Annotated in this window: 14 protein-coding genes; 3 read left to right on the top strand and 11 right to left on the bottom strand. The window is 66.2% G+C overall.

Annotated elements, in window-relative coordinates; translation table 11 throughout:
• Positions 1 to 13 precede the first annotated feature (13 nt).
• The 5 genes from KIK15_RS17545 to KIK15_RS17525 all read right to left on the bottom strand — a co-directional run bounded on the left by KIK15_RS17545 (position 14) and on the right by KIK15_RS17525 (position 4,159).
• Positions 14 to 1,261, bottom strand: coding sequence for a hypothetical protein (locus KIK15_RS17545; RefSeq protein WP_214246053.1), 1,248 nt, complete (start codon positions 1,259 to 1,261; stop codon positions 14 to 16).
• 71 nt (positions 1,262 to 1,332) lie between these two features.
• Positions 1,333 to 1,650 carry a type VII secretion target gene (locus tag KIK15_RS17540; protein WP_214246051.1) on the bottom strand — a complete coding sequence of 106 codons (318 nt, stop codon included), beginning with the start codon at positions 1,648 to 1,650 and terminating at the stop codon, positions 1,333 to 1,335.
• A gap of 200 nt (positions 1,651 to 1,850) precedes the next feature.
• On the bottom strand, positions 1,851 to 3,329 hold the full coding sequence (locus KIK15_RS17535; RefSeq protein WP_214246049.1) for a hypothetical protein: 1,479 nt from the start codon (positions 3,327 to 3,329) through the stop codon (positions 1,851 to 1,853).
• Positions 3,330 to 3,364: 35 nt separating this feature from the next.
• Complete coding sequence (locus KIK15_RS17530) at positions 3,365 to 3,685, bottom strand: hypothetical protein (RefSeq protein ID WP_214246047.1); 321 nt, start codon at positions 3,683 to 3,685, stop codon at positions 3,365 to 3,367.
• Between the two features lie 27 nt (positions 3,686 to 3,712).
• Positions 3,713 to 4,159 carry a YbaB/EbfC family nucleoid-associated protein gene (locus KIK15_RS17525; protein ID WP_214246045.1) on the bottom strand — a complete coding sequence of 149 codons (447 nt, stop codon included), beginning with the start codon at positions 4,157 to 4,159 and terminating at the stop codon, positions 3,713 to 3,715.
• Positions 4,160 to 4,390: 231 nt separating this feature from the next.
• On the opposite strand from KIK15_RS17525, the gene KIK15_RS17520 reads away from it, so the two are divergent.
• The 3 genes from KIK15_RS17520 (at position 4,391) to KIK15_RS17510 (ending at position 6,436) form a co-directional block, all read left to right on the top strand.
• Complete coding sequence (locus KIK15_RS17520; RefSeq protein WP_214246043.1) at positions 4,391 to 4,831, top strand: DUF2694 domain-containing protein; 441 nt, start codon at positions 4,391 to 4,393, stop codon at positions 4,829 to 4,831.
• 50 nt (positions 4,832 to 4,881) lie between these two features.
• Positions 4,882 to 5,238 (top strand): YbaB/EbfC family nucleoid-associated protein, encoded by a 357-nt coding sequence (locus KIK15_RS17515; RefSeq protein ID WP_214246042.1) that lies wholly within the window; start codon positions 4,882 to 4,884, stop codon positions 5,236 to 5,238.
• A 109-nt stretch (positions 5,239 to 5,347) separates the two neighbouring features.
• Positions 5,348 to 6,436 carry an ankyrin repeat domain-containing protein gene (locus tag KIK15_RS17510; protein ID WP_214246041.1) on the top strand — a complete coding sequence of 363 codons (1,089 nt, stop codon included), beginning with the start codon at positions 5,348 to 5,350 and terminating at the stop codon, positions 6,434 to 6,436.
• Positions 6,437 to 6,463: 27 nt separating this feature from the next.
• Here KIK15_RS17510 and KIK15_RS17505 read toward each other — a convergent pair whose 3' ends face one another.
• From KIK15_RS17505 to KIK15_RS17480, 6 genes are read right to left on the bottom strand one after another with little or no spacing between them, the layout of a single operon-like run.
• Positions 6,464 to 7,045: an RNA polymerase sigma factor gene (locus KIK15_RS17505; protein WP_250324913.1), complete on the bottom strand. Its 582-nt coding sequence runs from the start codon at positions 7,043 to 7,045 to the stop codon at positions 6,464 to 6,466.
• The gene (locus tag KIK15_RS17500; RefSeq protein WP_214246040.1) at positions 7,038 to 7,406 is read right to left on the bottom strand and encodes a hypothetical protein; all 369 of its coding nucleotides are present in this window, start codon (positions 7,404 to 7,406) and stop codon (positions 7,038 to 7,040) included. Before KIK15_RS17500 ends, KIK15_RS17505 begins: the two co-directional genes overlap by 8 nt.
• Positions 7,403 to 7,567, bottom strand: coding sequence for a hypothetical protein (locus KIK15_RS17495; protein ID WP_214246039.1), 165 nt, complete (start codon positions 7,565 to 7,567; stop codon positions 7,403 to 7,405). Before KIK15_RS17495 ends, KIK15_RS17500 begins: the two co-directional genes overlap by 4 nt.
• Positions 7,567 to 9,342 (bottom strand): Hsp70 family protein, encoded by a 1,776-nt coding sequence (locus KIK15_RS17490; RefSeq protein WP_214246037.1) that lies wholly within the window; start codon positions 9,340 to 9,342, stop codon positions 7,567 to 7,569. The genes KIK15_RS17495 and KIK15_RS17490 overlap by 1 nt, the downstream gene beginning before the upstream one ends.
• A gap of 25 nt (positions 9,343 to 9,367) precedes the next feature.
• Positions 9,368 to 10,780 (bottom strand): GTPase, encoded by a 1,413-nt coding sequence (locus KIK15_RS17485; RefSeq protein ID WP_250324912.1) that lies wholly within the window; start codon positions 10,778 to 10,780, stop codon positions 9,368 to 9,370.
• A gap of 8 nt (positions 10,781 to 10,788) precedes the next feature.
• Positions 10,789 to 12,663 (bottom strand): dynamin family protein, encoded by a 1,875-nt coding sequence (locus KIK15_RS17480; protein WP_307851953.1) that lies wholly within the window; start codon positions 12,661 to 12,663, stop codon positions 10,789 to 10,791.
• Positions 12,664 to 12,774: the final 111 nt, after the last annotated feature.

Here is a 12,774-nt window from a genome sequence, read left to right as displayed (position 1 = left end):
TGGACGGACATCGTCAGGTCTCCATCTCGTCGGGCTCGTCCCAGATGGTCTGGGTGACAGCGGGTTCCACCGCACCCAGCACCGCTGGACTCGCCGACGCGACGTCTCCGACGATCTCGTCGGTGTGTCGGGCGTCGACCACGTGTTCGCGATCGACAGCGGAGTTGTGGGTCGCCGGGCTGGCACCACCGGCCGCACCAGCGCCCATCGGTCCCATCGGCATCGCGCTGGACGATCGCGTGACGATCTCCTCGTCGATCCCCGCCTTGCCCCCGGGGGTCCGCGCCGGGTTGGACGATGAGGCCAGCGACTCCGCAGCGGTCCGGGGAGCCAACGGTTGCGGGTTGGACCCCGAGCCCGCGCCCGCACCGGCAAAGCCGCCGCCGCCGACCCCACCCAGGCCACCTCCGGCACCCGCTGAATGGGTGTCGGCGTCGCGAACACCTTCGATGCGTCTGGCGTGCAGGCCGTTGCCACCACCCAACGCCGATCGCGCGGCCAGGCCGCCACCACCGATCCCACCGGCGCCGCCGATGAGCGACTGGATGGGGCTGGCAACCGTCTGCACTGCAGTCGAGGCCAGGCCGGGGATCTGCGCGGCGACCGTTGGGATGGCGGCCACAGGCACGGGGCGACCCGCGATGGTCATGTGCGCGGTGTGCGCGGTGATCTCGGCGCGAGTCTCGGCGACGATCGCCATCCCGGTGGACAAGTGCGCGGTCGCCGACGCCATGACCGCAGCGATTCCGGGGGGAGTGAAGATCACCGGAAGCATCGGAAGCAGCGTGGCGACGAAATCGGCGATGACACCCTGCAGCAGCGCCAACCCCTTCCCGACGGACGCGGTGGCCATGCCGATGCCGGTGGAGATGTCCACGCTCTGCGTGCTGGTGTTGGTGCCGTTGCCAGCGAGCTCAGTGCCCCTGGCCAGCGCCGCAGTCGCTGCCGGACCCGTCCACAGCGGCGCAAGCACCGACATGGCCTGACTGCCGAGTTGAACCACCCCCTCGAAGGCCTTCTGCAGGCCCTGGAACAGGTCCTGCGGGTTGAACGGCGCGTTGGCGAAGTTGCCCGAACCGAAGCCTTTGAGCAGGTCGGTGAGCGGCTTGAACAACAGCGAGAGGTCGATGGTGGGCAGCGGCGGCATGTGAGGCAGCGGCGGCATCGGTGGGATATGCGGCAGTGGTGGCAAGTTGAGCGACTTGAGGATGTCGTTCACCGGCATGTGGAGCAACGGCGCTATCGCGCTGTGATCCAGCATGTCCATGACTGTTGGGCCAGCCCCGTGATGAGCCCCTGGTCCAGGTGCCGGCACATGGCCCGCACCTGCCGTCACAGCGAGGACGCCGCGGAGCGCAGCGCGGCGGCGTGTGCGCCGTCGGTGGCTTCGTAGCTGGCTGCGGTCACCATCGCCGATGCCGCCGAACCCTGGTGGGCCGCCACCAGTGCGGCAGTCGAGGTGGCGTTGGCGAACTGAGCCAGGCCGAACGCCGCCAGGAAATCCTGACCGATCAGCCCGAATACGGGAACCATCACCGCGATGTTGGCGGCGAGATCGGTGACGCTGGCACTGTCGATGGCGGCACCGATGGCCGACGACGTGGCACCGTAGGCGCGGATGGCATTCGGGTCAGCGACGAATTCAGTCATGTGACAAACCCCTCCTGGTCAACGTCGCACAGCTGTGCGGCGTGCTGGCAAAACTGTAACGGACTGAGCCCGGACGGGCCATTTTTTCGTTAGAACTGCGCACTATGACGTGCATCGCACTGTCGCGGGTGGCTCTCACGTTCTCACATCCACGCATATAGGACGCGGTGGATACGGTTTCGGTTCCGCTCGCACAACGATCAGCGGGTCGTGCGTTCGCCCGAGGTGTCCAGGTTCAGCCTGGAGACACGTGGCTCATGATCATCGGTCGTGGTGCTGAAGTCATTGCCTGGATCTCCCGCGAAGGGCCCCGGCGTGGCAGCCATTCCCGGATTGCCACCGACTGGGGTCGACGTCGAGGACGCAACTGGCACAGAGTTGGTCACCGCATCCGCGATACCGCCCTCCGAGAACGCTGGCTGCTGCAGGGTCGAGGGCGGTGAACCTGGCGCTTCAGGAGGCGACGCCAGCGCTTGGTTGTAGAGATACTTCGCAGCCTCGCCGTTGAGTTTCGCGTTCAATTCCTCGACAGTCGGCGACTGTTCAGCCGGCGTCGGCCCCGGGATAACTCGCCCTCGGGGCGGGTCTCCATCACCGTCGTTCCGCCCGCCTGGTGTCGCACGATCAGGCGGGGCACCAGCTGGGTCGGCCGGGGACCCATCGGGAGGAGCCTGATCGCGGTCAGAGGTGCCGTCCGGAGGAGGAGTGGCCTGTTCCCGGTCAGAGCCCCGTCTAGATGAATCTTCATCCTGCGTCGATCGTCGTCCTGTCCCTGCCTGTCCGTTCCCCGGCGCACCGACCGCAGGTGGCGGACCGCCTTCTTGATCTCGTGTTCCAGTCTGGTCCTGATCTCGACGGCCGCCAGTCGCCCGGTCTGTGTCGGGGTCCGAGGCAGGAGGTGTGTCTGGTGCACCGTCACGGTTTCCACCCTCATCGTGTTGGGACCTGCGCCCGGGAGTGGGATGTGGGCCTGGCGACCCGTGGGCACCCACCGCCCCACTCACTCCGACCTCGGTCACCTTTCCAACCGCACCCTCCGCACCTCCTTTGAGCATTGCAATCCCGAGTTTGGTGCCATCAACGCCCGGCCCGAAAAACAGTCCTGCGGTGAGTTCCTTGGCCAGCTCCTTTGCCCCAGCCTGAAGTGTCGACTTGGCAACCTCTTGACCGATCTCCAGAAGCATCTCCTTCTGGATCAGCTTCAGTGCCGCCGCCTTGATCGCCTCGATAATCGCGTCGACCAACGCCCTGATGATCAGGCGCAATGATCCACCGGCGATCGCTGCATCGATGGGAATCTGAGCTAGCGACCCCCCTGCGGTGAACGGTGCTTCGGCGAGTGCCGTGGCGAGTTGGAAGAGGAAGATACCGATGGTCGCTCCGTACGCCACCTTCGCCACGATCACCGATGTCGCTGTGGTGTTACACAACCATCCACACTTCTGGAAGTTGTCTGCCAGTCCGGCAAGACCATCGGGCCCGGCGATGTCGTCGAAGTACTTCTTCATAGCGTCGTGGACGTCTCCGGCGATGACGGCCTGCAGGCTTTGAGAACCGTTAGCTACCGCGCCACCGGCGGCACGCAGGCCCGACGCTGCCTCGAAATAGGCGTTCGCCATGTCGAATAGCTGGTCCTCGTCGCCCTGCGGGTAGACGAAGCTACCCCCGATGAAGCCCATCGCGTACTCGAGGTTCGCAGGGACTGGCAGACCCACTAGCGGCCACCCTCACTCGCGACACGCGCCGCAATCTCGTCTTCTTGCGCCTCGAGCCGTGATGCGCTCTTACCCACCCCGGCAGCGGCCGCATAGAGGCGAGCCTTGATGTCCGCGAGAGTGGCCATGGCCTCGGCGTGTGCCTTCGAATAGCCATCTCCGAAGACGCCTCCGGGCTCATCGCCTCCCCAGACCGACGAGTCTCGCCCGTCCACCTCTGCGGAGATCTTGGCCTGAGATGCCGCGACGTCGTCTGCGGCCTGAAGGAACTTGCGGCCAGCCTCGCGTAGCCCTGCAATCTCAACTTCAAGGTTGGACATGTTCTACCTCCTGTCGTGGGTTCGAACTCACGATTTCCGCCGCTCGTCGGAGTCCGGATCCGACATCGACGGCACTTTCATCTGTGAGAGGTCGGCAAGTTCTGGCCCCGCCGTCGGGGAACTGAAGGTGGCGTCGGATGCCGCCTCGGCTCGGATCAGTGCGAGCTTTTCTGCCACCCGCTCTTGCGCCGTCCGCGCGGCCGCCTGTGTGACATGGAGTATCTCCGCGGCAAGCGCTTCGGGTTCGTACTCGCGGTAGACGTCCCGGTCCAACTGCAGTCGGATCGTCGTCCCCGCCGAGTTGACCCACACCTCGATCAACTGGTCGCGTGACACCGCGCTCGCCGTGATCGCCAAAGCCTCCTCGCGCACGGCGGCGACTCGTGCGATCTTCTCCTGGATCGATGACATGTTGTCTTCGACTTCTTGGATTGCCTGCCGACGGATCGCGTCGAGATCGATGTTGAACTCCATGTCGCTCCAGTAACCCCTCGGAATCAGTACTCAAACCTAGGACGCCACTGCGGCGCGAACGGTTCCACCGACTTGCGCGGGTTCTCGCACCTGTCAGCAGACCTGGTGCGCCCGTGCGTCCGTGCGACGACTATATCGACCCCATCCACAGGTGTCGTCGTATGTCTCGGGCTGTGGACGAAGGCGCACCGCACCGCTCGCGGGGTCATTTACAGATGTCATCATGGCGGGGTGAGCCAGTACGACAACTACTACGAGGAGGACGACGAGTACGCCGACTCGTCGCCTGCTCCCGATGCAGACGCAGAGCCTGACGCGCAGGAGTCGCAGTCCGAGGAGTGGTCGCTCAAGACGGTCGGCCGCGCCACCAACCCGACCGGGTCGGTGGAGGTGCGCACCACCGAACAGGGCCTGCCCACCGCGATCCGTATCGAGAAGTCCGAGATGGACAAGCCTGCGGCCACGCTGGCGCGCACCATCCTGTTGTTGTGTCAGCAGGCGGGCAAGCGCGCCGCCGCTGCACACCGCAAACAGCTGCTCGCCGAAGGACACTCGATCGAGACTCTGTCCTACCTCGACCTGCCCACCGAACGTGAGGCCGCCGACTTCGACCTGTACGTGGACTCGCAGATCGGCGACTCCGAACCTGACACCTGGATGCGCCGCGTATGAATCCCGAGCAGCATTTCGGCCCGCGGGTACCACTGCCGGACAGTCCACCGATGCCGCCGAAGACGGCCATCACCTTCGACGACCTCGAAGCGGGCGCGCGACGGGCGCTCGATCGCATGCAGACGCTGTCGGAGTCGTTTGCGCGGATCAGCACCACCGACACCGACACCGACGAGTTGGTCACGGTGACCATCGACGCCGTCGGACACATGACGGGGTTGACCATCTCCGACGCCGCGATGAACCTGGCCCCCGAAAAACTCGCCGAACTGGTGGTGCAGGTGGCCCACACCGCGGCCGGCAAATCGTTCGGGCAGATGGGGGCCCAGATCACCGCGTTCATGGCCGCCGCGGCCGACGATGACCCGATCGAACAGTTGACCCGCCGACCCGAGAACACCGACTGATCTCGCACCCGCCGGAACATCGCCTGTCCGAACTGCATCTCATCGTCAGGACCCCTGAGTCCTGACGTTCGTGACCGCGAGGTCACCAGAGATCAGATCGGATGGACTGATGGTGGATCAACGCCTGCTCGACGCGTTCCCCGACCCAACCGACCTGCATCTGCGGTGTCGTCTGCTCGCCGTTCTCGATTCTCTGTACTGCCGTTCATCCGATCGCCGAGACCGACGCCACCGCCTCATCGACCGCTGGCGACCCCGGCACGCACTGTTCACCGGGTCGGACGAGTACGGCAACCACGTCGGCATCGTGTTCGCCCACGACATCACGGTGGTGTGTGGTCGTCGCGCCACCGCCGCCGAACCGCCCGACGCGTTCCGGCCTCTGGACACCACGGGTCTGTCGGCTCAGTTCGTCGAACTGCTCGCCGACCCCGACTGCATGTCCCCCGCCCACCCACACCTCACGGTGCTGCTCTGGTCGGCCGACGGATTCGGCGGGTGGCGCAGCGCCACCGGTAGCGCCGACGACGAACCCGGTCCTGGGCTGCCGTGGACCCTGGTCGACACGACAAGCGCCATCCGGGCGCTGAGCGAGCGACATCAGGTGGTGATCGATCCGGGCACGGTCGCAGACCTGTTGCGTCAGTGCATCATCACCCCGGAGTTCGTGATGTCGTGCAATCCCGGCGCCGACGTGGCCGCTGTGCTGTCGGAGGCCGAGACGGCCGGACACCCGGTGCGGTCGGCGGCACCGACCACCCGGTTCCTCACCGACGACCCACCACCGCCACCGGGGCGACGCACGGTGAATCACGCGACCGGGATCGCGCTCATCGACGCGGTCTGCCACGACGACTCCGAGCGCGTGCGAGCCGAGTTGCGCGGCGGCACCGATCCTGAGGTCTGCGCGGGCAGCGGCTGGACCGCATTGATGTGGACCGCGCACCTCGACCACCCCGATCAAGCCGAGATGCTGCTCAACGCAGGCGCGCAGGTCGATCGCCGAGACGGGTTCGGCAACACCGCGCTCATCTCGGCCATGCTCGGCTCCAGCCCGAACATGGTGGCCCTGCTACTGGAGGCTGGCGCAGATCCCCTCTCCAGCAACAACTCCGGGGTCTCACCCGTGGTGCTCGCCGAACGGATGAGACGCTCGGATTATCGCCACCTCATCGATGAAGCCCTGCGGCGTAGGTGAATCCGGGTGCGTCCGACGATCGAGCGCTCAGTCCACCGGCACGTACTCGTAGGCCTGAAAACGCTCGGCCAGCTGCGATCTCGCCCGATTGAGACGCGATTTCACGGTCTGCACCCCGATGCCCTGATGCTCGGCGATCTCGGAGTAGGTGAGACCACTGAACTCCCGCAACACCAGGGCGGTCCGAAAGTCCTCGGGCAGCTCGGCCAACGCGATCCGCAGCTGATCTTGGATGGCCAGCCGTTCGTCGAAGGCAACGCTTGCAGTGTCATCGACGAGTACCGGACCATCGGCATCGTTGAAGTCGACGATGTCGGTGTTGGCTTTGCGCCGACGCACCACGGCCAGCGCCGCATTCGCGGCCACCCGGTGGAGCCAGGTGGAGAACTTCGCCTCACCCCGGAACTTCTCCAGGTGCTGCCAGGCCGCGATCAACGTCTCCTGCAACGCATCCTCGGCATCAGCACGATTGCCGACGATGTTGATACACACCGCCCAGATGCGGTTGCGGTGTAACCCCAACAACTCGGCAAACGCATGCTGATCGCCGTTACGCGCTGCAACCAGCAACGCCGCCTCGTCGACTGCACGAGTCATGGTGTCAGACATGCCAATCCGTTTCACCGTGATGCGAGTCGTCGTGGTGGGCGTGCGGATCGGGATCATGCGAGTCGTCGTGATGGGCGTGCGTGTGGCCATCGGCGTCGCCGTGATGCGCCGAGTCATGGTCGGCGTCTCGCGCCGGGTCGTCGTGGTCGGTCGTGGAGTGCGGTTGCACGACGTAGTCGTCGTCATCCTCAGGGAGATCACCCGAGTCGTCCATGGTGGGCACGATCGAAGCATCACTCGCAGCGGTGTTCGGGTCGAAGGCGACCGACAACATCGAGCTCCACACGTCATCGGGCACTTGGGTGTCGTCCACCCCGATCCCCAGGGACGTGATCAGCGATTCCGATCCATTCGAGCTCATGGCTTCCTCCTCGGGCCGCGCTCGGCAGCCTCATTCTCTCCCAGCATCGCCGCGATGGCATTCGCCCAGATCTGATCGGGGACTGCCAGGTCGCGGTCGATGTCGATCCCGAGTGCGGCCACCAACCCCACCGGCGGGGTGTCAAGCAGGTCGGTGGCCATCAGAACAGCCCCGCGCGTGATGCGAAGGTCCCCGCCGCCTTGGCGTCGATGAACCCGGTCACCGTCATCACCAGACCCGATGCAGAGTCGGCGTACTGCATGGTCCAGCCGGTGTTGGGATCGTCGAACACCCGAGCCGCCTTGGTCTTGCCACTACCGTCCACCAGGGTGCCCGCGCCGAACTTCCCGGTGCCGCTGGTGATCGAGTCCAGTCGCCCGGCAGCCTCACCAGAGTCGACACCGGCCGTCACTCGACTGCTGTCGAGGTTGGCCACCTCCTTGGTCAGCTGACTGTTGGAGGTGATGAGACAGACCATCAGGTAGTTCAGGCCGGCCGTAGAGTCGTATGTGCGCGCGCAGTTCTGCAGGTCCGACCGCAGCTTCGTCGGGACCACGGCCAGAATTTCTTCCTGGGTGGAGGCTCCGGACAACGGGGAGGCAACCGACGGCGCGCTGCTTGCGGCCGTGCCGGAGCCACCGTCGGAATCCGAGTTCCCCAGGACCAGGAATCCCACCGTGGCCACCACCGCGACGACGGCAGCCACACCGACGCCGATCAGGATCGGCCGCTTGCTGCGCGCGGCACCCGCCGGCGCTGGGACCGATCCGGCTACCGGGGCCGAGACCGGACGACCAGGCTCACCCCACGGCGCCGGCTGCACGCGCGTGGGAACCGACGGCGTCTGATCGGGTCGAGAGGTGAGGAAACCGTGAATGGCTCCCTGCGCCACAACGGTTTTCGGGTCGTCCAGGGTGGCCACCGGTCCGAGCTGGGACAGCATCTGGTGCACCAGCGGAATCCGCGAGGTGCCGCCCGTCAGGTAGATCGCCTCAACATCGGCGCCGGACTGCTGACGAGCGTCGGCGAGGGTGGACCGAGCGAGGTTGACCGCCGCCGACATCGCAGGCGCGATCAGTTCTTCGAGCTCGTCCCGCGTCAGCTGCAGCACCTCCCGGAAGCCGTCGCCCGCGACGGTGATGGTGGCGCTGGGCGTCTCGGAAAGCAGTTCCTTGGCGCGCCGGATGGAATCATCGAGGGCAAACCGCACACCGACCGGCGCGTCCCGCCGAAGATAGTGCTGCAGTCCAGGATTGCGGGCCTCGAGTTGCTCATCCACCCATTGCCGGATGGTCGCGTCGAAGTTCTTACCACCGAGCCCGTTGTCTCCACGCGCAGCGATGACGTCGAATCGGCCCGGGCCGGTCTTGACCAGCACCGCGACGTCGAGGGTGCCGCCGCCGAAGTCGAACACCGCGACCCGCGCACCATCAGCGAGCGTTGCCGAGCGCGCGTAATGCGCTGCGGCCGCGCGCGGCTCGGACATCAGGGTGATCCCACTCTCGGGCATCCCAGCTGACACCGCGGCTTCGATCAACACGTGGGTCTGCTCCGGTGACCAGCCTTCAGGGTGGGTGAGAACCAACCGGCTCGGCCGGGTGCCGGCATGCGCCGCGGCCGCACGCGTGAACACCATCCGCAGTACCGCCGAGATGGGCAGCGAGACCGGGATGCTGTAGCCATTGACGGCCACCGCAGGCTGGCCGACCAGTCGTTTGGGCGACGGGATGAAAGCCGCCGGATTACGCTGCGCCTCGTTGATCGCCTGCTCGCCCACGGCGATCCGGTCCGGGCTCTCGACGAACACCGACGATGACACCAGGTTGCCCACGTGTGACAGCGCCAAGGACTCGATGGCACCGCCGACGGCCGCCGAATGCGCGGCCGCTGTGTTCGACGTCCCGAAATCGACGCTCAGAATCCATTCCGAGGCCATGGCTTCCCTTTCTTCGATGATTCGCTCATCGCCGACCCGCTCCGATCAGCGCGGAGTAGGCAGAGATGACGTTGACCAACGCGGCGTCCTCGGCGGCGGTGACCGTCGACACCGCGCGGGCCTGCGCTGCTTGCAGGCGCTGCTGAGCCACCGAGGCCACCTGCTGCGGGGTCGCCTGGTCGGGCAGTCCCACCGCGGCGGCCGAGGTGCGCGCGGTCAGCAGGGTGCGCAGCTCCGCAACCAAGGGGGCCTGGGGGTCGGAGGCGATCACGCGTTGCAGATCGCCGAGCAGCGACACCCGCAGCATCGCCGGATGACGACGCATGGAGTGGGCGATCTCGCGAATGCGGTCTCGGGCGGGATGGGTGTAGGCCAGGTTGTCGACCTTGTCGAGCACCCGGCGCGCCCGGTTCATCACCGCGAACTCGCTCAGTGACGAGCTGAGCACCGAGTACAGCGCAGGCACACCCGAACGCCGGGACAACCACTCGTTGAGCGCCGCCGCCCCGCGGATGGCGATGTGACGGCCGTGCAGGACCCCGTACTCTCCCACCAGGTCGAGCAGTCGGTCACGCACCCGCACCGACACCCGTTGCGGCGCAGGGTCATCGAGTAGGTCCAGCAGATCCAGTGGCGACATGTCGGCCAGCGACGCCAGCGCACGCGCGTCGTTCTCCGACAGCGCGCCGGTGTGGCTGGTCTGGGCGAGCAGGCCCGCCACCGGGATGACCGCGCCGACGGTGTCGCCGAGTTGGCGAGCCAAAGTGGCGGTGTGGTGTGCGGCGTGTTCGATCGGATCGCGCCGACCGAACGCACCCTCGCCGAACCCGTCGGCCCGCGACAGCACACCCAGGGTGTTCAGCGGCGACAGCGGAAGTTCCTTGAGGAACGCCAATTCGTCTGCGCGCGGGGCGGAGTCGAAGAGGAACACCGCGGCGTCGGCGTCCACCGACGCCGTGCGCGTCTGCTCGAAACCGTCGATCAGCACGCGTCGGGTGGCCGCCTCGTTCTTGGTGGTCAGGGTGGCCAGACCCGGGGTGTCGATGAAGGTGAGGTCGCGGATGGCCGCCGACGGCAGCCACCGGTTGACATAGGCGATCTCCTCGTCGGGAATCGGGAACGACGAGACCTCGCCCAGCACAACGGGGACCGGATGGCGTCGGCCGTCCAGGCCCACCACCTCGGCACGTGAGGGCGCCCCGTCCTGGTACACCGCGACCACGCGCGTGGCCTCCAGCGCAGCGGTCTCGGCCACCGGGGCACCGATCAGCGCGTTGACCAACGTCGACTTGCCGGCCTTGAGCCGTCCCACCACCACCAGTCGCGGCGGCGCGTAGAGACTGGCCCCGATCTGATTGGCATGGGCCACCAGGTCGCCTCCGAAGCCGGCCATCGCACGCAGACCTTGGTCCAGGACAGAGTGGACGGGATCGGACATCGGGGCGCTCATCGCTTGTTCTCCTGAGCTCGCAGGAGCTCGATCATCCTGTCGGTCTCCGAGATCCGCTTGTTGATCACCTCGCGGTTGGTGGTCAGACGCTTGAGGTTCTTCTCCCGCTTGGCCGCATCGGCGTTCGCAGCTTCCTTGGCGACGGTGATCTCCTTCTGCAGCGCTTCGATGTTGACGCGCAGGAAATCTCGGTAACGCACCACGATGTCCGGCCGCGCCTGGGAGATGGCCATCTCCAGCAGCCGGGCGGTGGCCGTCTTGGTGATGCCGATGGTCTCGCGTAACCAGTTGAGCAGGTTGGTCTTTCCCGTCCGCATGGCTCGGAAGCCGAGGTTCACCGACACCCAGACGGTACCGACCACCGCGCCCACGCCCAACGCCGAGGACAGACCGATCAGACCACCGATCATCGACGAACCCATGACACCCATGCTCAACAGCGTGGGGTCGAGGATGCCGTGGCGCTTGGACTGCACCTGCGGGCCTTCGACCTTCTGTCCGTAGAGCGAGGCCACAATCTGCGAACAGATCAGATCCCAGATGGCCGGATCGTCGAAACGTGGTCGCACGATCTGGTGGTACAGCTGCTCGAGGAATCCCGACATCGTCGACATCAGCGCCTGCTGCAACTCGACCTGCATGTCTGCGGTGAACTTCTGCGGACTGCGCCGCAGCACCTCCATACCGTTCTTGTGGATGCGGGTGGTCCACCGATCTCGGATCTCCTCGAGGCGGTGATCGGCGTCGTCCATCGCCTTCTGGCGCAGCTGGGCGAGGTCACGCGCGAGGTACTGCTCCCACTCGCGGCTCTCCTCTTTGAGCCGCTCGAGATCGGCGAGCTGCCGGGTGAGATCGGGCAGCGTGGATCCCGAACCCTCGACGGTCTCGTATTCACGATCCACCTGCTTTTTGACCCGGGCCAGACCCTCGCGACTGGTGCGCAACGCATCCAACGCCGGGAGTTGATCGGCCAGGTCCAGTCGCCGACGGATCTCGCTGCGCAACAACGTGATCCCCGAGGCCTGTTCGCTGTGTCGGCGTTCGGCACCGGGTGGCATCTCGGCGGCGATCACCGCACGCAGGCTCGACACCCCCAGCACGGTCACCTCCCGGTCGAGGTGGGTACGTAGCAACCGGCGATTGTCCTCGACGATCGCCTTCCAGCTGCGAATGTTCTTGTCCGTCTTGGTGACCACCACGATCAGACCGTCCACCGAAGCACCGGCCGATCGGATGAAATCCATCTCCGGCGCGGTCAACGGGGTGGTCGCGTCGCACACGATCACCACCACGCACGCCTGCTGCGCGGAACTGTTGGCCAACGCAGCCATCGTCGGATCGAGGCCACCGACCCCTGGCGTGTCGATCAAGGTCACATCGCCGAGCTCAGAATGGGCGATGGGGATGCTTGCCCGAGTGGGCAGCGACTCCAGGTGCAGGTCGCGGACATGCTTGCCGTCGACGGTCACCCAGTCGGCCAGCGTGCCCAGCGGGACGCGACTGGAATGGTCAGGGAACATCAGCTCCGCGGTTCCATCCAGCGGCGGGTCGGTGGACGGGCACACCGCGATGGGGATGGTGGTGGCCACGTCCACGCCGGTCGGCGAGAGGTCACGATGCCCCACCAACGCGTTGATCAGCGAGCTCTTACCCCGTTTCACCTCGCCCACCACCACCACGCTGCGCAGCTGGCGCTCGCTCGATGCTTTGCGTTCGGCGAGGTCGGCGATGTGGTCGAGCTTGTACGCCCGCAACACCGCAGCGCCACCGGCCAGCACCTTGCGCGCCTGGGCGTTGGCCTCGTTCACCGCCGCGTCGGCGACCGGTGCCGCTGAATCGGCAGCCGACTTGGCCATGCTCTGCTCGGTCACGGTCCTCCTGTCTTCGCCGTCGCGGGCTGCGCAGCTGCTCGTCGTCAGCTCGGAGCGTACTTATCGTCGGCACGTTCCGGTGTCTCTGATGCGGTCGGACGCCTCGATGTT

The organism is Williamsia sp. CHRR-6 (genome assembly GCF_018474015.1).
Classification (GTDB): domain Bacteria; phylum Actinomycetota; class Actinomycetes; order Mycobacteriales; family Mycobacteriaceae; genus Williamsia_A.
The sequence above is the reverse complement of the archived record's forward strand: the minus strand, read 5'-3'. Positions and strand labels throughout refer to the sequence as shown.